Raw genomic sequence first — 18,872 nt, forward strand, 5'->3', positions numbered from 1 at the left:
TTCCATTCACACACGCGAGGTCGGCCATGTCCGCAGGCGATGTCTTTGTCATTCCGTGCCTTTCCGATAATTACACCTATCTTGTGCGCTGCCACGAAACAGGTACGACCGCGATTGTCGATCCGGGCGAGGCAGGCCCGGTGATAAGCGCGCTTGAAGATCGCGGCTGGTCGCTTGATATCGTGATCAATACCCATCATCACAATGACCATATCGGCGGCAATGCGGAACTGATCACCAGATATGGCGCGAAACTGATTGGCCCCAAGGCCGAAACCATGCGCATTCCCGGCATGGATCAGACGGTCGCCGAGGGGGATGAGGTGATGATTGGTGCGCTTTCCGGGCAGGTCTTTGACGTGCCGGGCCATACCAGCGGCCATATTGCGTTTTATTTTCCGGCGGTATCGGCCCTGTTTTCCGGTGACAGTCTGTTTGCATTGGGTTGCGGGCGGTTGTTTGAAGGAACGCCAGCCCAGATGTGGCAGTCCCTGCAAAAATTTCGCAACCTTCCGGGCGAGACGCTGGTGTATTGCGGGCATGAATATACCCAGTCCAATGCCCGGTTTGCCGCAACGATTGAAACCGGCAATGTGGCGCTTAAGGCGCGCTGCGCGGAAATTGATGATCTGCGCGCACGCGGCATCCCGACCATTCCATCACGCATGGACAAGGAACTGGCAACCAACCCGTTCCTGCGCGCCGATCATGCATCGGTTGCCAGCGACCTTGGCATGGAAGGCGCAACCGCCACCGAGATTTTTGCCGAAATCCGCGGGCGGAAGGATCGGTTCTGACGATCCGTCCTGATCAGGCCATCTGCTTGAACAGGACGTTCTGATCAAGCAGATAGCGCGAAAACAGTGGCAGGCTGGCGGCACCGATGGCACGTGCGGCACTGCCGACCGCACCCTGTTCGATATGCGGGGGGGCGATGCCTTGCAGGTCGAGTTTGAGGGTGGCCTTGCGCGTGGCATCGACGATTCTGGCACAGACATCTTTGGGGAAGCCGCCATCGACAATGACGGCTTCGAAATCAATCACCGAGCAGACCGAGGTAATGGCAATCGCAAGGCCGCGCGCGGTGTGATCGATCCAGAGATCAAGGGTCGCGCCAAGCTGATGCCAGTAATCGGGATCCTTCCAAAGCAGGGCGGGATCGCGCCCCTCGCGGGTCAGCATTTCTTCGAGCACGAAGATGGATGCCTGATCAATCAACTGGCTGGGATGGCCGGAACGTGAGGGGACCGGCATGGAGCCAAAGGCCCCGGCATTGCCGGTTTTACCAGCATAAAGCGCCTGATTGAGCACCACCCCGCCGCCGATGAACGATCCGATAAAGAAATAGGCGAAGTCGGAATAATTCGGCCCTGCCCCAAACACCAGTTCCGCCCCGCAGGCCGCCGTGGCGTCATTCTGCTGAAAGACCGGGAACGGCACGATTTCGCCGATGATGTCGATCAGATCGACTTCACGCCAGGCGCTCATATCTTCGGGCGGGGCGCCGACTTCTTCGACCCAGTTCCATAATTCGAATGGGGCGGCAATGCCGATCCCGGCGATGCGTTGGCGATGCATGGTTGACAGGCCGCGCGACAATTGTTCGACCGAGGCGCGCACGAATTTGCGGATGCCATCCGGGGTCGGGTATTTATAGGCTTCGTTCAGGCTGGCGCGGACAGTCCCGACAAAATCCATCAGGATCAGTTCGGCGCTGCGTCGCCCGATTTTAAGGCCGAATGAAAAAACGCCATCGGGATCAAGTGCCATCGGGATTGATGGTTTGCCAACCTTGCCGCGCACCGGATCGCCGCGTTTAAGCAGGCCATCCTTTTCCAGCGCACGCATGATCACGGAAACGGTTTGCGCCGAAAGTCCGGAAAGACGGGCAATATCGGCCTTCGACAATCCGACATTGCGACGTACCAGTGACAATACCAGCCGTTCATTATAGGCGCGCACGCGTAACTGGTTCGCACCCCCGCCCGGATGAAGCGGACGCGCTCCCTGTCCCTCATCCCCGGCAATGTCCGGGTTGATATACAGTGAAGGTGTCATTTTTATCCTCCCACTCGGGTTCTTTATTGCCCGAATGGGTTTGAGAGTGACAGGATTAATTAATAAATCAATCGGATTTATTAATTGACAGCCCCGAGCATTTGGTGTGTCGTAGGCAACAGACAGGCACAAAAGACGTGCGTAACGATACGTTCCACCTGTCGCAAAATGAACAAATCCGGCCCAAAGGGCTGATTATCAGGTTATTCCTGGGAGGAAACAGATGAAGAAGACTCTTGTTGGCGCCACCCTTGGGGCGCTTGCGCTTGGCCTTGCCGCTGCACCGCATGCTGCCAAAGCCGATGAAATCGGTGCCTGTCTTATCACCAAAACCGACATCAACCCATTCTTTGTGAAAATGAAGGAAGGCGCGCAGGCCGCGTCTGTTGCCAATGGTGTCAACCTTTCGACTTTTGCCGGTAAAATCGATGGGGACCATGAAACCCAGGTGCAGGCGATTGAATCCTGCATCGCATCGGGTGCGAAGGGTATCCTTCTGACCGCATCGGACACCAAGGCGATTGTGCCGGTTGTCAAAAAGGCGCGTGATGCCGGATTGCTCGTCATTGCACTTGATACCCCGCTTGAGCCAATTGACTCCGCCGATGCAACCTTTGCCACCGATAACTTCAAGGCGGGCGAATTGATCGGCCAATGGGCCGCTGCCAAGCTCGGCGACAAGGCCTCAGATGCGAAAATCGCGTTTCTTGACCTGACGCCAAGTGCCCCATCGGTTGACGTTCTGCGTGATCAGGGCTTCATGAAAGGGTTCGGGATCGACATCAAGGACCCGAACAAAATCGGTGACGAAGATGATCCCCGCATCGTTGGCCATGACATCACTAACGGCAACGAGGAAGGCGGCCGCAAGGCGATGGAAAACCTGTTACAGCAGGATTCCGAAATCAATGTCGTCTATACCATCAACGAACCGGCAGCCGCCGGTGCCTATGAGGCGCTGAAATCGTTTGGCATGGAAGACGGCGTTCTGATCGTGTCGGTCGATGGCGGTTGCCCGGGCGTTCTGAACGTTCAGGATGGCGTGATTGGCGCAACATCGCAGCAATATCCGCTTGATATGGCCTATAAGGGTATCGAGGCGATCAAGGCCTGGGCCGAAAGCGGTGAAAAACCAGCCAATACCGAAGGTCTTAACTTCTATGATACCGGGGTCAACCTTGTGACCGGTGATCCAGCCGAAGGTGTTCCGTCGATTGATATCGATGAAGGCATGAAACGCTGCTGGGGCTAAGCCCCTTAGCGTGACGATCTGATATTCGAGGAGGGCGGTCATAAACGCCGCCCTCTTGTCCCACAAAAAGGTTACACTTGGTCTGCCCCTACCCGATCCAAGCCGGTCATAAGAACCGGCGGGGCATTTGATGAACTGTTGCGCATGATTTTTCGCAACACATGTTCACGGCCAAGCCGGGAGGAAGCGATGAGCGAACCTGCTCGCACATCTCGCACGAAACAGGAATACGAACAGACGCTTGACGCCAGCGACAAGGCGGTTGCGCAGTTCGACCATAAAAACCGGAACTTTCTGGATGCCACGCAACATTTCCTGCATGGCAATCCGACGATGGTGCCGGTGATCGTCCTTGTCATTTCGATTATCATCTTTGGTGCACTGGCGGGACCGAAGTTCTTTTCGCCGTTCAACCTGTCGCTGATTGTGCAGCAGGTTTCGATCATCGGCATTCTGGCCGCCGCACAAAGCCTTGTGATCCTGACCGCCGGAATTGATCTTTCGGTCGGTGCGATCATGGTTTTGATGTCGGTCATCATGGGGCAACTTGCGATCACGCTTGGCGTCCCCGCACCGCTTGCCATCCTGATCGGGTTTGTCGGCGGCATTCTGGCCGGGATGCTGAACGGGTTTCTCGTCACCCGCATCAAGTTGCCGCCCTTTATCGTGACATTGGGCACGTGGAATATTTTCTTTGCGCTGAACCTGTGGCTTTCGGGCGCACAATCGATCCGCAGCCAGACACTGGATGAAATCGCACCGCTTTTGAAATTCTTTGGCGAAAGCATTGCGATTGGCGGGGCACGGATCACCTATGGCTCGGTCCTGATGCTCGTCATCTTTGCCGTCCTTTGGTACATCCTGAACCATACCAGTTGGGGCCGGCATGTTTATGCCATCGGCGATGACAAGGAAGCCGCCGAGCTTTCTGGCATTCGCACCAACCGCACGCTTATCATGGTTTATGGCCTTGCCGGGCTAGTATGTGGCATTGGTGCGTGGGCATCGATCGGGCGTGTTGGCTCGGTCTCGCCGCAAAGTTTTCAGGAAGCAAACCTGCAATCGATTACCGCAGTTGTGATTGGTGGCATTTCGCTGTTTGGCGGACGCGGTTCGATCATCGGGCCGCTGATCGGGGCGCTGATCGTTGGCGTGTTCAATTCGGGGCTTCGGCTTGTCGGGGTTGATGTTCTTTGGCAGGTGTTTGCAATCGGCTGGCTGACGATTATTGCCGTTGCAATCGACCAGTGGATCAGAAAGGTATCGTCATGAGCACGGATAAAAAACCTGTCCTGACCGCACGCGGTATCGTCAAACGCTATGGCCGTGTGACCGCACTTGATCAGGCGGATTTTGACCTTTATCCCGGTGAAGTCCTTGCGGTGATCGGCGATAACGGTGCGGGAAAATCATCCCTGATCAAAGCACTTTCGGGTGCGATCACTGTTGATGAAGGCACCATCGAGCTTGATGGCAAACCGGTGCGTTTTTCATCACCGATGGAAGCCCGCGAAGCCGGAATCGAGACAGTTTATCAGAACCTTGCGCTTTCGCCGGCCCTGTCGATTGCGGATAACATGTTCATGGGGCGCGAGCTGCGCAAACCGGGTTTTATGGGCAAATATTTCGGGGCCCTTGACCATAAAGGAATGCAACGCATCGCGCGGGAAAAGCTTTCCGAGCTTGGCCTGATGACCATCCAAAACATCAATCAGGCGGTCGAAACGCTTTCGGGCGGGCAGCGGCAGGGGGTTGCGGTTGCCCGTGCGGCGGCCTTCGGATCACGCGTCGTGATCATGGATGAACCGACCGCGGCCCTTGGGGTCAAGGAAAGCCGCCGGGTGCTGGAACTGATTGCCGATGTCAAATCGCGCGGCATGCCGATTGTGCTGATTTCGCACAATATGCCCCATGTGTTCGAGGTGGCGGATCGCATCCATGTTCATCGTTTGGGCAAGCGGCTTTGCACGATCAATCCTGATGATTACAGCATGTCGGACGCGGTTGCCTTCATGACCGGTGCCAAGGAACCACCCGAAATGTCGGCGGCGGCATGATTGAATGACACCGGATATCGATATCCTGACGGCGATGATCAGGGACAGACAGATTGGGGATCGACGCCTCCTTGTCGCGATCGCCGGAGCACCAGCCTCGGGCAAGTCAACTTTGTCCGAACGGCTTCATCACCATCTGGGGGGTGATGAAGCCGGGGCTGTTGTCGTGCCGATGGATGGCTATCATTTCGATGATGCCATCCTTTACGCGCGGGGATTGCTGCCGCGTAAAGGTGCGCCGGAAACGTTCGACACCGGCGGCTTCAAACGCACTCTTGAAGCGATCCGTACCGATGATGACGATGTTTATGTCCCGGTATTCGACCGCCATCTGGAACTGTCACGCGGATCGGCCCGATGCGTTTCACGAAGCCATCGCATTGTGCTGGTCGAAGGCAATTATCTGTTGCTCAATCAGTCGCCGTGGAACCAGTTGGCAAGCCTGTTCGACCTGACCCTATTCATCGACACACCGCTTGCGGTTTTGGAAAAGCGTCTTTTTCAGCGGTGGCTTGACCACGGACATGACCAGCCTTCAGCGCGGCAGAAAGCATTGGATAATGATATCCCCAATGCCAGAACTGTTGCCGAGTACAGCAAGTCCGGCACAGCCATTATTATAAATAACGCCTGATAGGATGGTTTGAATTACCGTTCTTTTCGCAACACCAGCGTATAGCACATCGGGATCTGGGCTTTTCTGTCTTCATAGATATCAAATTCAGTTTCCCGATTTGAATGCGGATATTCGTTAAAACGTTCCAGTTTTAATCCGGCAGCGACAGCCGCAGACACGATTTCGCCCATCGTGTGGGTAAACCACCATGAAACCGGCCCCTGCCCACCATCAGATCCGTCATACGTTATGGTATCTTCGTTTACGTGCGGTCCACGGTCAAAATATGATTGAGACGGTGAAAACGGATCGGCAGAAGTCGGATCAAACATTTCAAGAAACGGCTGGGTTTCATAGATAACGAGCACCCCATCCCGAGCCAGCAGCCCTGAGACGGCATCGAAGAAACGTTTCAAATCCGGCATCCAGTTCAGAACACCAATGGTAATCAAACCAAGGTCAAAATCGCCCGGCGTGTCTTGCGGCAATTCGTAAATGTCAGCACAGAGAAAATCACATTTCCGTCCCGATAGATGCGCCAGCTTCCGGGCTTGCGCGAGAAATGCATCGGATTGATCAATCCCAAGCACAGTTTTTGCTCCCATGGCCGACAAGGACAGCACTTCGCGACCGTTATTGCAGCACACCTGCACGACGCGTTTTCCCACGACACCGACATCCTCCAACGTTTCCCGCAAGGTTTCGTCGAACGTCGAGAAATCGGCTTTCGCAACCTCGGCCAAAAGTCGTTGCCAGGTTTCACCGGCTTCATGCAATGGTGCGGAGGCATCCCATGCAGCACGGTTGGCCGATGTGTATTTTTTGTGTGCGTCCATGGCCTGCCCCGCCCATACCATAAGTTGTAATATTTCAATAATCACAACCAAGACAGCAGACTGTCAAACGAACAATGCAGGATCACACGGATTTAATTGCCGCACTGCCAATCAGTACATCAGACACCCATTCGGCAACAACCCGCACGCGCGGCACATGGCGCATATCCTGATGGATCAGGAGCCAGATTTCGCGTCCCTCCGGCTCGATATCGGGTTTGCGCGTAAGCCCCGGGGCGCGATCCCCCAGGCATCGTGGCAGCAGGGCAAAGGCATTGGCCGAACAAGCCATCGTCGCCATGATGGCCCCGCGATTGGAACGGCTGATGGTTTGGCGGTTAGGGAAATGGCGGTTGAGCCATATCTGTTCTGGCTTGTCGGCAAACGCGTCGTCAAGATCGACCCACGGTGCATCGGTCGGGTCATTGATCCCATCGGGACCATAAATACCGTATTCCATCACACCGATTTTCCGGATGTGAAATGCCCCGGTTTGAGGCCGGGCAAGGCGTAGCGCAATATCGGTTTCGCGTTGCGGCAGACTTAGATTGCGGTTGCCGCCAATCAGTTCGACGCAAAGGGATGGATGGTTTGATGTCAGTTCCCCCAGACGCGGGGCGATACAGTTTTCAAAAATCACATCCACCCCGGCAACGCGAACAACACCCGATATTTCCGGACGGGCTACCTTTTCCGACAAAGTGCCATTTGCTTCGAGCAAGGTACTGACTTCGGCCTCCATCGCCCTTGCGGTTTTCAGAAGGCTTTGTGCGCGCAATGTCGGGCGCATCTGACCATCCCGACGCAGCAGAACGGGAAAGCCGGTGGCTTCTTCAAGGCGGGCAATACGGCGCGCAATCGTCGTCTGGTTGACGCCGAGTTCACGCGCGGCCGCACTCATGGTATTTGCGCGGCAAACGACGGCGAATGTCCGCAAGGCTTCCCAATCCATGGATCATCACCCGGTTATAATTTCTGCATATACGCAGATCATATCTGCAAATTGACGGATTTAAACTGCAAACATGCAGATGCATGATCAGGCCATCCAAATGACTTTGAAAGGACAGCCACCATGAGCGCACAATCCATTTTTGAAATTCTTGGCGTTGAATTGCCGACCGGATCGGCGCGGGATGCTGCATTGATCGTGATCGATGCCCAGGAAGAATATCGCAGCGGGCGGTTGAAGCTATCAGGGCTTGAACAGGCACTGGACAATATTGCTCGCCTGATCGCCCATTGGCGCGCGCAGAACGGCACCTTGATCCATATCCAGCATCACGGACAGGGTCTGTTTGATCCCGAAGGTCCGTATGCCAAGATCATGGACGAAGTCGCCCCGCGCGACGGCGAGCCGGTTCTGACAAAGAATGTACCCAATGCCTTTGGCGGGACTAATCTGCGCGACCTGATTGATCAGGCCGGATTGAAACATGTGGTGCTGGCCGGTTTCATGACACATGTCTGCGTGTCGACCACCGCACGTTCCGCCAACGAACAGGGATTGCAGGTCACCATCGCGGGGGATGCGGCCACCACACGCGACCTGCCCGCAACATCCGACCACGCTACTATCCCGGCCAAGGAATTGCACCGCGCCGAACTGGCCATTCTGGCCGATGCGTTTGCCAAGGTCGTTAATACCGAGGATGCTCTGAAAGCGTGATTGTAAATGCAAAACACCCCGCAGGATTGCTGCGGGGTGTTTTGATGAGTGTGAGCGCAAACAGTGCGATCAGAACATATGCTGCCCGCCATTGAGCGACAGACAGGAACCGGTGATGAAGCCGGAATTCGGGCCACACAGGAACAGAACGGCCTGTGCGATTTCCTCGGCCTCGCCAAGACGACCAACCGGGATTTTGGCGATGATGCCTTCCAGAACCTTTTCCGGAACGGCGGCGACCATGTCAGTATTGATATAGCCTGGCGCGATGGTATTGACCGTCACACCCTTGCGCGCGACTTCCTGCGCCAGTGCCTTGGTAAAACCATGCACCCCAGCCTTGGCGGCGGAATAGTTGGTCTGGCCGAACTGACCGGCCTGACCGTTGATCGACGAAATATTGACGACCCGCCCGAACCCGCGTTCGCGCATGCCTTCAAGCACCGGCTTGGTCATATAAAACAGCGAACTTAAATTCGTTTCGATCACCGAATGCCAGCTTTCAACAGACATCTTGTGCATGAAGCCGTCTCGCGTAATCCCCGCGTTATTGACCAGAATATCAACCGGCCCGACTTCGGATTCCACCTGTCGAATGCCATCCGCACAGGCATCGGCATCGGCAACACTCCATTTGAAGGTCGCAATGCCGGTTTCTTCGGTGAAAGCGCGGGCAGCGTCATCATTGCCTGCATAGTTTGCAACAACCGTATGGCCCGCTTCCTTGAGCGCCAGGCTGATCGCCTTGCCAATTCCGCGTGTGCCACCGGTTACCAGTGCCGTTTTTGTCATGGTCGCCTCCCTAAACTTCAGTCATCCAATTCATGTATCGGTATCCCGTAGTTTGCCCTTCTACGATATGCGAAATTTTAATCCACAAAACCAATTATAAACGTAACTTTATTTCCCACCCATCATCCATGTCACGTAAAATGCGTAAACTCTGGTCGAATTTCATCTGCGCCCGAGGGGATAAACAAACAGGGCAGCCCCCAAAGGAGGCCGCCCTGCACGTTTCATCCAATCAGATGGTTCGAAGCAATCAGCGTTCGACGCACAGTGCGACCCCCATGCCGCCGCCAATGCACAATGTCGCAAGGCCCTTTTTGGCATCGCGTTTCTGCATTTCGTACAGCAGGGTGGTAAAGACACGTGCGCCCGATGCGCCAATCGGATGGCCAAGGGCAATGGCCCCGCCATTGACGTTAACCTTGTCGGTATCCCAGCCCATGTCACGGTTCACCGCAATTGCCTGTGCGGCAAAGGCTTCGTTGGCTTCGATCAGGTCAAGATCACCAACCGACCAACCGGCTTTTTCAAGTGCCTTGCGCGATGCCGGGATCGGGCCGGAGCCCATAACAGCCGGATCAACCCCGGCGGTCGCCCAGCTTTTGATCGTAGCAAGCGGAGTCAGGCCGCGTTTAGCGGCCTCGTCAGCCGACATGACAATCAGGGCAGCGGCCCCGTCATTGATGCCCGATGCGTTACCGGCGGTTACCGTGCCTTCCTTATCAAAGGCCGGGCGGAGTTTCGCCATACCTTCGAGGCTGGCACCATGACGCGGATATTCATCGGCATCAAAGACCACATCGCCCTTGCGCGAAGAAAGGGTGACGGGGGCGATTTCATCATTGAAGCGGCCGGATTTCTGGGCGGCTTCGGCCTTGTTTTGTGACGCGGTCGCGAAGGCATCCTGTTCTTCGCGGGTGATCTGCCATTTAGTGGCGATGTTTTCCGCGGTGTTGCCCATGTGATAGCCATTGAAGGCACACCACAGGCCATCCTTGATCATGCTGTCGATGAATTTGACATCGCCCATCTTGTGACCGGCACGCAGATTGGCGACGTGCGGCGACATGGACATGTTTTCCTGACCACCGGCAACGACGATTTTGGCGTCACCCGCCATGATCTGCTGGGCAGCAAGGGCAACGGTGCGAAGGCCCGATCCACAGACCTGGTTGATGACAAAGGCGGTGGCAGTATCGGGGATGCCAGCGGCGATTGCCGCCTGCCGTGCCGGATTCTGTCCGGCCCCGCCGGTCAGGACCTGACCGAAAATAACCTCGTTTACGGCATCCGCCTCGACACCGGAACGTTCCAGAGCCGCCTTGATGGCAACAGCGCCAAGCTCGTGTGCTGGGGTATTGGCCAGCGAACCGCTAAAAGCGCCGATCGGTGTGCGTGCGGCACCCACAATTACGACGTCTGTCATGAAACCCTCCGATTATATCTTGAATACGTTTTTCCCCGGACCTTTACGATCCTGATGATCGGACCTGCAATCCACCTACGATCTTATCGCGACGCAACAAAAAGCCAAGCATTGATACGCACCACTTTCGGACAGTTTTGTTTCCGGGTGTATGGGCCGGGCAAATCCGCGCAGATCGTTATCCTCATAGTTTGCCTGAAACGGCTATAACGCAACCCCGACTTCATCCTTTAATATCTCTGTCGCGATATAGGTGCGGTACCAGACGATGTTGTCGTCCGCGTCAAACAGGGTTTCGCATAGGGCGGTATATTCCGCCATGTCGCGCATATGCAGGACCAGAACACCGGTGACCTCGCCAGTGACAAGGTAGCATTGCCGAACGGCTTCAAGGGTGCGGACTTTTTTGATGAAGTCCTGCCGGTAGCGGTTGCCATGGCGATGAAATTCCAGATTGATCACCGCAGTTAATGGCCGCCCGACCAGCGCGGGATCAATCACCGCCACGGTTTTGCGAATGACGCCAGCCTCGCGCAGCTTGGCAACACGGCGCAAGCAGGCCGATGGTGACAGGCCAACATGATCGGCAAGCGTTGCATTCGCGATATCCGCGTTGTTCTGCAATATCCCAAGTATTTTGGTATCGATACGGTCAAGATCGGCCAATATCTGCAACTCCGAAGCGCGGCATGATAAAAGTACGCTTTATTATTGCACGGAAACACGTGATTTCGCCGCACAATAATATATCGACTGTGCGAGGATGCGCATCGTTAAATGACTGCCCCACATATGCCCTTCGTACCACCCAAGAAGCCCGGAACCTCGCGCCCCATGCATCGCTATTTCCTGAATTTGCTAAACCGCAGCCAGCGTTTGTTCATCACCCTGATCAAGGTCATGTTACCCGTCATGATCATTGTGCGAATTGCCGATGAATTCGGCGCGGTTGCCTTTGCATCCGACCTGCTGTCCCCCATCATGAGCCTGATCGGATTACCGCCCGAAGCCGGTCTGATCTGGGCAACATGTGCGCTGGTCAGCATGTATGGCGCGGTCGGGGCGTTTATCGGGTTATCCGCCCATCTTGATATGACAGCCGCCCAGCTAAGCGCGCTTTGCGCGATGATGCTGTTTGCCCATGGGCTTCCAGTCGAACAGGCGATTGTCAAACGCGCCGGGGCCAGCCTGATTGCAACCACGGCCCTTCGGCTTGGCGCGGCGGTGTTCTACGCCGCACTGGTGACATGGATCAGCAACACCACCGGATGGCTTTCCGAGCCGGTTGATTTTTCTTGGATGGCGGGCGGCGAGACGACTGTGGTCGCCACCGGTATGGATGGCTGGGTCGAATGGACCATCCAGACGATAAAATCGCTTGTTGTGACCTTTGGCGTGATTGTCGGCTTGCTGGTGTTGCTCGATATCCTTGATAAAACCGGCATTACCGAGCGCATCACGCGTGGCATGATGCCGATCCTGCGGATTTCGGGATTATCGCGCGACGTCGCCCCGGTAACGACCATTGGTGTGTTGCTGGGCCTGACTTATGGCGGGGCGCTGATCATTGACGAGGCGCGCAAAAAGAACTTCCCGCCGCGCACCCTGTTCTTATCGCTTGCGTGGTTGTCGCTGTCGCATTCCCTGATCGAGGATACGGCAATCATGCTGGCCCTTGGTGCGGATATCTGGATCGTTCTGGTCGGGCGGGTGATCCTGACATTGCTGATCATTGCCGCCCTTGCGCGCCTGACACTGCGTTGGCAGCGGGAACCGGAACAACTGGCAACGGATTCTGCCAGTTCCTGAACGAAACCCGGCCTTGGCATCCTTGATCCCCCTCTGTAAGCCGCAGAATATCTGAAATGTCACAGTGACAAGGCTTGCCCGCGACTATGGCGCGTGTAGAGTGAGCAGGATTGAATTTCTGTCAGGGTCAAGCGGGGTCAAGTTCGGGATTGATGTGTCAGGACATGTATATCCGCGCCATTTTACCTGTGACGAATGGCCAGAACACCGGGATCATCCAGATGGCAGTCCCCGGATACGATATTGACGAAAGCGGTCATCTGGCGATGGATTTTGGCCGTTGTCAGGCAGCCCTGAAAGAGCTGAAACAGCTTCATGTGCGTCATTATGTGTGTCTGACCACGCTATCCGAGATCGGGCCGGAGGAAACCGGCGATATTCGCGATCTGGTCGCACGGCAGGACATCAAAAGCCATCACCTTCCGATAGAAGATTATGCAAAGCCGGACGGGAATTTTTTGAGCGCCTGGCGAAATGTGTCGCCGCAATTGCAGGCATGCCTTGATGCCGGGGACGGGATTGCGTTGCAATGCCTTGCGGGCTATGGCCGAAGCGGCACCATCGCCGCCCTTTTGCTGATCGAGCGGGGAATGGCACCAGACACTGCGATAGAGACCGTAAAGAGGATAAGCGGTGAATCGATAGAAAGCAGCGTACAGTTGGACTTTCTGTTATCCCGGCCTACCCTGTAAAACCTGACCGTTCAGCTTTCCGCAGCGTCAAGCAACGCGCAAAAGCTTAGCAAGGTTTCGGCGCGCAGGCAGAAATACGCCTGAAAGTCGCCTTTTTCAATCGGGCCGATCAGCTTTTCAAATTCGGTCCGGATCAGCTTGGTCGCAAGATCAGGGAAGCGTGCCGACTGATGCACAAGCCCCGGCACGGTGCGATAAAACAGCATGTCGTCGGTACGTTTCAAGACGTCATCCGCAATCAGACCTGCTGTCAGAAGATGGACATCGCGTAGCACGCTCCAGAATTTTTCACGCTCTGCATCGGCCGAAAGACGCGATACCCGATAATAAAGCGGGGCAATCGACGCCTCGATATCCTGGGGCGTTGCGGTAATGCCAAGATCATCAATGATGCGATAGATTCCCGAACGGATCTGCAACCCCTGACGTTGGGTTTCCAATGGCTGATCCTGCACCGTGGTACCGACACCGACCTTGACCACCGCGAGTTTTTCGTAGGCAAGACGCTGGAGCACCTGACGGATCGGCGTGCGGCTGACCTCGAACTCCTTGCCAAGTTCCCCTTCATACAGGACCGCGCCGCTTTCATAGACACCCAGACAAATGCGTTCACGGATGGCTTCGTAAATAATATCAACGCTGGATTTCTGTGTGGATGTCATGCGCTCTGTTCTTGTGTTCGGGCCGGAGTCGCATTGTGAAAACGGCAAATTCGCAACCGATCATGGCCCACCCAATGAAGAATGGTGTACATGTATGCACCTATAATAGCAATGGCAAGATTTCATATTTCGACCTGAGAACCGCTGATAACTGCGATTAAACGGGAACCATTTGCGCTTCCCCACCCTTGTTTACCTCTCTGTCATATAAATATCATTTACTGTATAGCTGTATACAAGCATACTAGCTGCAATGCACAAGACACTCAAATCAGGGAATGGGTGATACGCATGCGTCTTCCAAGGTCACAGTTCTTCTGGCAATTGCTTGTCGTCGGTATCCTCGTCTGGCTGGGATATGTACTGGCCAGCAACATCGAGGCGAACCTGGCGAAATCGAACATCGTTCTGTCATTCGACTTCCTGTCGGGGCAGGCCGGTTTCGATATCAGCGAAAGCCTTTTGCCGGTTTCATCGACCAGCAGCTATGGCAGCGTAATCCTTGCTGGCGTTCTCAATACATTGACCCTTGCATTGTGCTGCATAATCGGCGCGACCGTGATCGGCGTGCTGATGGGGATTTTACGAACAAGCGGCCATTATCTGGGAGAACGGGTTGCCGGGTTTTACATCGAGATCACGCGCAACCTGCCCAAGCTTCTGATCCTTCTTGCGCTTTATCTGGCGATGGTAACCGCACTTCCGATCGTGCGCGAAAGCTGGTCATTTTTCGGTCTTGTCCAGATTTCGAACCGGGCGGTTTATTTCCCGGTTATTGAACAGGGCATCGGGCTTTATTGGGTTATTGCCATGCTGGCGATCTGGCCTGCGGCCCTTTTTATACTTGGCCGCATTGCCCGTCAGATACAGGAACGAACTGGCATCCGGTATCCGGTTATCTGGCCAGTTTCGATTTTCATTCTGGCGATGATCGCAGTACCTGCGACGACGGGCCTGATTGAGTATCCCCTGTCGTGGCCGGTTCTCAAGGGGTTCGATTTTGCCGGGGGCGGACGGATTTCAGTTCAGTTCCTTGTGCTGGTGCTGGCACTTTCGATCTATCACGGTGGGCAGGTCGCGGAACTTGTGCGCGGTGCCGTTCAATCGGTCCCGATCGGGCAATTCGAAGCCGCACGAGCATCTGGACTGAGTTTTGCCCAGATGACGCGACTGGTCATTCTGCCGCAGGCGGTCCGGGCTGCCGTGCCATCAATGGGCAACCAGTATCTGAACATCACCAAGAACACCTCGATCGCGCTCGCGGTCGGTTATTCCGATCTGGTGTCGGTGATGACGACATCAATCAACCAGACATTCCGTCCAATCGAACTGATGACGGTGTCCATGGGTGTTTACCTTGGCATCTGTCTGATCGTTTCGTGGCTGGTCAACATTTATAACGCGCGCGGCCAGATGGTGAGGACCTGATCATGGAACAAACTCTCCGGACCGGAAACGTTACCGCCCCGATCATCAGCCCTGTGACCATATGGCGCAAAAGATTGTTCGGAACCGTGCGCGACAGCGTGCTGACCCTGATCCTGATTGCGATGATTATCGCCTTTGGCCGGGTCGCGGTTGACTGGCTGTTTCTTGAGGCGGTTACCCCGTGGGGGGATCAGGCCGCCTGTGCGGAGGCTACCGGAGCGTGCTGGCCGTTTCTTGTCGAAAAGCACCGGCTTATCTTGTTTGGCACTTATCCGTGGGAACACCAGTGGCGTCCACTGATTGCCAGCTTGCTGCTGATAGCAGGGGTTGTTGTTTCGATGGTACCGCGCTGGCAGGACAGGCGTCTGGCATGGCTTTGGATCTGCCTTGCCGTCGGGTTTACCGTTTTGATGCGTGGTGGCGTGCCGGGCTTGGAATATATTCAGCCAGAACGCTGGAACGGCCTGCCGGTATTGTTGATGCTGGCGATTTTCGGGCTGGTCTTTGCCTTTCCGCTGGGCGTTGCACTGGCCCTTGCCAGACATCAGGACCAATTGCCAGCCATTCGGGCAATTGCCGTTCTGTGGATCGAACTGGTACGCGGCGTTCCGATGATCATGGTGCTGTTTCTCGGGCTGTTTGTTCTGCCGCTTATGATGCCCGACGACATCACGCTCAATCCGCTGATCACGACCATGATCGCATTGGTGATTTTCCATTCCGCCTATTTTGCCGAGTCCGTCCGCGGTGGTTTGCAGACCGTACCAATCGGGCAGTATGAAGCCGCCGACAGCCAGGGCTTGGCCTGGCTGCAAAAGACCCGACTGGTCATTCTTCCGCAGGCTCTCAAGATTGCGATGCCCGGAATTCTGAACACGGTCCTTGGCGCTTACAAGGACACGTCGCTCGTCGTCATCATCGGCATTCACGACATCATGGCCACCGCGAAAATGTCATTCAGCGACCCTGTCTGGCAGCGCTACGGGCTGGAAGCGTATTTGTTTGTAGGAGCGTGGTTCCTGGCAACCTGCTGGTGCCTTTCTTCCTATAGCAGATGGTTGGAGAGAAGAACTTCGTAACGGCATTTTAACAGGGAGCCAAATGATGAAAGTACGTTTTTCCTTGCCTGCTGCGTTTGCAGTACTCGCCGGTCTGACCACACAGGTTCAGGCTGGACCCGTGATGGATCAGATCAAGGCGGATAACAGCCTTGTCTGTCTGGTCAATACCAACTCGCCGGGCTTTTCGGTTCCGGACAGTCAGGGTGTTTATCAGGGTTTCAATACCGATTTCTGCCGCATGGCGGCGGCGGCCATTCTGGGCGATGCCAAGAAAGCCGACATTCGCGGGATCGGTTTTTCCGACAGCATGAAAACAATCGTTGCCGAAGGTGCCCACATGGCATCGCGCAGCATCACCCGCACCGGCACACGCGATGCCAATCCGGGCATGCGGTTTGTCGCGACGACCTTCTATGACGGTCAGGGCTTTATGGTGCCGAAAAAGCTGGGCGTTACCGGTGCATCCGAACTGACCGGTGCGACGGTCTGTGCCGAGGAAGGCTCCACCACGCTTTTAAACATTGCCGACTGGTTTGGTGATCGCAATATCGAGTACCGCGTTGAGAACATTGCCGACAAAACGGCACGCTTGCAGGCATTCTTCTCCGGGAAATGCGATGTTCTGGCCAGTGACCGCACGGCATTGAGTTCCGACCGGTTGCTTGCGGAAAATCCCGATGATTTCACCATCCTGCCCGAAGTGATTTCCAATGAGCCGCTGACCATTCTGACACGCCCCGACGCGACACTTGAAACCGCCATTTACTGGGCTTTTCAGGTCATGCTGAATGCCGAGGAAATGGACATTACGTCGGAAAATGTCGATGCCATCATGGCCGATCTTGCAAATCAGCCCCAAGGGGTTGTGCGCCTTCTGGCTACAGATTCCGCAGCCGGCGAGATGGCCCAGCAGATCGGTCTTCCGGCTGACTGGAGCTATCAGGTGATCAAACAGGTTGGCAATTACGGCGAAGTATATGAACGCCACCTTGGCACCAAGACCACCTTTGGCATGGAACGAACCGGAACGGTAAATGCGCTTAGCCGTGATGGCGGCCTGCTTTATCCCGATCCGATCCGCTAAGCACCCCGGAACGGGGCCGACCAATGAAGACAGCCCGCACGCACCTGTGGTCTGTGAGCAAGTCGGCCCCATTCTTCAGAAATTCAAAACCGGCCTTTGAAGCCGCCACACTATCGGACGGCAGGGCGACATCCGCCCCCGAAGAACAGGGATGGAAACCGTGAACGTAGCAACAACAAGCCCGAACCCGCACCGCGCCAGCATGATCCACATCCGGAACATGAACAAATGGTTCGGCGAGTTTCAGGCACTTAAAGACATCTCACTCGACATTGCCGAAGGCGAACGGATGGTGATTTGCGGGCCGTCGGGATCGGGAAAATCAACCCTGATCCGCTGCATGAACGGATTGGAAAGCCATCAGGCCGGCAGGATCGAAATTGCCGGAAACCGGATTTCGGAAGATGGCAGGTCGCTTGCGAAAATTCGTAAATCGACGGGCATGGTTTTCCAGCAATTCAATCTGTATCCGCACCTGACCATTCTGGAAAACTGCGTTCTTGCGCCGATGTGGGTGCATAAGACACCCCGCAAACAGGCGGAAGAAACAGCGTTTCGGTATCTTGAACGGGTCAATATCACAACCCAGGCGCACAAATACCCCCATCAGCTTTCGGGCGGGCAACAACAACGTGCAGCAATTGCGCGCACGTTATGCATCAGCCCGAAAATCATGCTGTTTGACGAACCGACATCCGCCCTTGATCCGGAAATGATCAAAGAGGTCCTTGATGTCATGGTCGACCTTGCACGCGAAAATATCACGATGATTTGCGTCACCCATGAAATGGGCTTCGCACGCCGGGTCGCCGACCGGATGGTGTTCATGGATCAGGGCGAGATTGTTGAAACCGCCACACCAGATGCGTTTTTCGATGCGCCGCAATCCGAACGCAGCAAGGCCTTTCTGGCCAAGGTATTCAGTCACTAGAAAGTCGCTTTATATGACGACAATTTTATTCGTCTGCACCGGCAATACATGCCGGTCCCCGATGGCGGCCGCCATTGCACGCCAATATGCCCGGCAGCACAAATTGCCAATTACCCCGCATTCCGCCGGAATTCATGCCCGCGAAGGTGATGCCATCACCCCGGAATCAGAATTTGCGCTGCGCCAGATCGGCATTGCCGGCAATCACACGAGCCGGGGTCTTTCACGCGAAATCCTTGAAAGCAGCCATGTGATTTTTGTCATGGAAGCCTGGCAGGCAGAGGCAATCGAGGCCAGCATGGAAGGTTATGCATTTTCCTGCCCGCCCCCGGTTCGAATGCTTGATCATACGGCAGATATTGTTGATCCGCTGGGCCGCGGGCAGGCCGTCTATGACGAACTGGTTTGTCGTTTCCGTGAACTGATCCCTGCCCGGCTGTCCGAGCTTGAAATCAGCGCCATTCCCGAGGGCCGCCCCCGATGCCCCTAAAATTCCAGCAAA

Annotated in this window: 20 protein-coding genes; 13 read left to right on the plus strand and 7 right to left on the minus strand. The window is 55.4% G+C overall.

Going from position 1 to position 18,872, the window contains the following annotated elements; translation table 11 throughout:
• Positions 1-26 precede the first annotated feature (26 nt).
• A complete protein-coding gene (gloB, locus tag IT971_RS17720) occupies positions 27-797 on the plus strand; it encodes a hydroxyacylglutathione hydrolase (protein WP_007090115.1) in 771 nt (256 codons plus the stop codon).
• A gap of 13 nt (positions 798-810) precedes the next feature.
• Here gloB and IT971_RS17725 read toward each other — a convergent pair whose 3' ends face one another.
• Entirely contained in the window at positions 811-2,058 is a 1,248-nt protein-coding gene (locus IT971_RS17725; protein ID WP_139189971.1) for an ROK family transcriptional regulator, read from the minus strand.
• Between the two features lie 223 nt (positions 2,059-2,281).
• On the opposite strand from IT971_RS17725, the gene IT971_RS17730 reads away from it, so the two are divergent.
• The 4 genes from IT971_RS17730 to IT971_RS17745 all read left to right on the plus strand — a co-directional run bounded on the left by IT971_RS17730 (position 2,282) and on the right by IT971_RS17745 (position 6,001).
• A complete protein-coding gene (locus tag IT971_RS17730) occupies positions 2,282-3,310 on the plus strand; it encodes a sugar ABC transporter substrate-binding protein (protein ID WP_037987330.1) in 1,029 nt (342 codons plus the stop codon).
• Between the two features lie 189 nt (positions 3,311-3,499).
• Positions 3,500-4,582, plus strand: a complete 1,083-nt coding sequence (locus tag IT971_RS17735) for an ABC transporter permease (protein ID WP_065701724.1) — start codon at positions 3,500-3,502, stop codon at positions 4,580-4,582.
• Complete coding sequence (locus tag IT971_RS17740) at positions 4,579-5,367, plus strand: ATP-binding cassette domain-containing protein (RefSeq protein ID WP_065701725.1); 789 nt, start codon at positions 4,579-4,581, stop codon at positions 5,365-5,367. The genes IT971_RS17735 and IT971_RS17740 overlap by 4 nt, the downstream gene beginning before the upstream one ends.
• Before the next feature lie 4 nt (positions 5,368-5,371).
• Positions 5,372-6,001, plus strand: coding sequence for a nucleoside triphosphate hydrolase (locus IT971_RS17745; RefSeq protein WP_065701726.1), 630 nt, complete (start codon positions 5,372-5,374; stop codon positions 5,999-6,001).
• 14 nt (positions 6,002-6,015) lie between these two features.
• Here IT971_RS17745 and IT971_RS17750 read toward each other — a convergent pair whose 3' ends face one another.
• Positions 6,016-6,864, minus strand: coding sequence for a bifunctional 2-polyprenyl-6-hydroxyphenol methylase/3-demethylubiquinol 3-O-methyltransferase UbiG (locus IT971_RS17750; RefSeq protein WP_223305218.1), 849 nt, complete (start codon positions 6,862-6,864; stop codon positions 6,016-6,018).
• Between the two features lie 37 nt (positions 6,865-6,901).
• On the minus strand, positions 6,902-7,771 hold the full coding sequence (locus IT971_RS17755; RefSeq protein ID WP_065701727.1) for a LysR family transcriptional regulator: 870 nt from the start codon (positions 7,769-7,771) through the stop codon (positions 6,902-6,904).
• A 123-nt stretch (positions 7,772-7,894) separates the two neighbouring features.
• Between IT971_RS17755 and IT971_RS17760 the strand changes: the two genes are divergently transcribed.
• Positions 7,895-8,488: a cysteine hydrolase family protein gene (locus IT971_RS17760; protein ID WP_065701728.1), complete on the plus strand. Its 594-nt coding sequence runs from the start codon at positions 7,895-7,897 to the stop codon at positions 8,486-8,488.
• Positions 8,489-8,557: 69 nt separating this feature from the next.
• Here IT971_RS17760 and phbB read toward each other — a convergent pair whose 3' ends face one another.
• From phbB to IT971_RS17775, 3 genes are all read right to left on the minus strand, one after another.
• A complete protein-coding gene (gene phbB / locus IT971_RS17765; protein ID WP_065701729.1) occupies positions 8,558-9,280 on the minus strand; it encodes an acetoacetyl-CoA reductase in 723 nt (240 codons plus the stop codon).
• A gap of 250 nt (positions 9,281-9,530) precedes the next feature.
• Positions 9,531-10,703 (minus strand): acetyl-CoA C-acetyltransferase, encoded by a 1,173-nt coding sequence (locus IT971_RS17770; RefSeq protein ID WP_065701730.1) that lies wholly within the window; start codon positions 10,701-10,703, stop codon positions 9,531-9,533.
• Between the two features lie 204 nt (positions 10,704-10,907).
• Entirely contained in the window at positions 10,908-11,369 is a 462-nt protein-coding gene (locus tag IT971_RS17775) for an Lrp/AsnC family transcriptional regulator (protein WP_065701731.1), read from the minus strand.
• Positions 11,370-11,480: 111 nt separating this feature from the next.
• Between IT971_RS17775 and IT971_RS17780 the strand changes: the two genes are divergently transcribed.
• Both IT971_RS17780 and IT971_RS17785 read left to right on the plus strand, forming a co-directional pair.
• Positions 11,481-12,512, plus strand: coding sequence for a nucleoside recognition domain-containing protein (locus IT971_RS17780; protein WP_223304862.1), 1,032 nt, complete (start codon positions 11,481-11,483; stop codon positions 12,510-12,512).
• A 221-nt stretch (positions 12,513-12,733) separates the two neighbouring features.
• Positions 12,734-13,204, plus strand: coding sequence for a dual specificity protein phosphatase family protein (locus IT971_RS17785; RefSeq protein ID WP_175484467.1), 471 nt, complete (start codon positions 12,734-12,736; stop codon positions 13,202-13,204).
• Between the two features lie 11 nt (positions 13,205-13,215).
• Here the strand turns inward: IT971_RS17785 and IT971_RS17790 are convergent, their stop codons facing one another.
• Positions 13,216-13,866: a GntR family transcriptional regulator gene (locus tag IT971_RS17790; RefSeq protein ID WP_065701734.1), complete on the minus strand. Its 651-nt coding sequence runs from the start codon at positions 13,864-13,866 to the stop codon at positions 13,216-13,218.
• Positions 13,867-14,157: 291 nt separating this feature from the next.
• Between IT971_RS17790 and IT971_RS17795 the strand changes: the two genes are divergently transcribed.
• The 5 genes from IT971_RS17795 (at position 14,158) to IT971_RS17815 (ending at position 18,860) form a co-directional block, all read left to right on the plus strand.
• Positions 14,158-15,294: an amino acid ABC transporter permease gene (locus tag IT971_RS17795; protein WP_065701735.1), complete on the plus strand. Its 1,137-nt coding sequence runs from the start codon at positions 14,158-14,160 to the stop codon at positions 15,292-15,294.
• A gap of 2 nt (positions 15,295-15,296) precedes the next feature.
• A complete protein-coding gene (locus tag IT971_RS17800) occupies positions 15,297-16,373 on the plus strand; it encodes an amino acid ABC transporter permease (RefSeq protein ID WP_083195710.1) in 1,077 nt (358 codons plus the stop codon).
• A 22-nt stretch (positions 16,374-16,395) separates the two neighbouring features.
• Positions 16,396-17,439 (plus strand): transporter substrate-binding domain-containing protein, encoded by a 1,044-nt coding sequence (locus IT971_RS17805; RefSeq protein ID WP_083195711.1) that lies wholly within the window; start codon positions 16,396-16,398, stop codon positions 17,437-17,439.
• Between the two features lie 151 nt (positions 17,440-17,590).
• Positions 17,591-18,370, plus strand: a complete 780-nt coding sequence (locus IT971_RS17810) for an amino acid ABC transporter ATP-binding protein (protein WP_369813945.1) — start codon at positions 17,591-17,593, stop codon at positions 18,368-18,370.
• A 13-nt stretch (positions 18,371-18,383) separates the two neighbouring features.
• On the plus strand, positions 18,384-18,860 hold the full coding sequence (locus tag IT971_RS17815; protein ID WP_074624791.1) for a hypothetical protein: 477 nt from the start codon (positions 18,384-18,386) through the stop codon (positions 18,858-18,860).
• Positions 18,861-18,872: the final 12 nt, after the last annotated feature.

Source organism: Thalassospira sp. B30-1 (assembly GCF_015767575.1).
GTDB lineage: Bacteria > Pseudomonadota > Alphaproteobacteria > Rhodospirillales > Thalassospiraceae > Thalassospira > Thalassospira xiamenensis.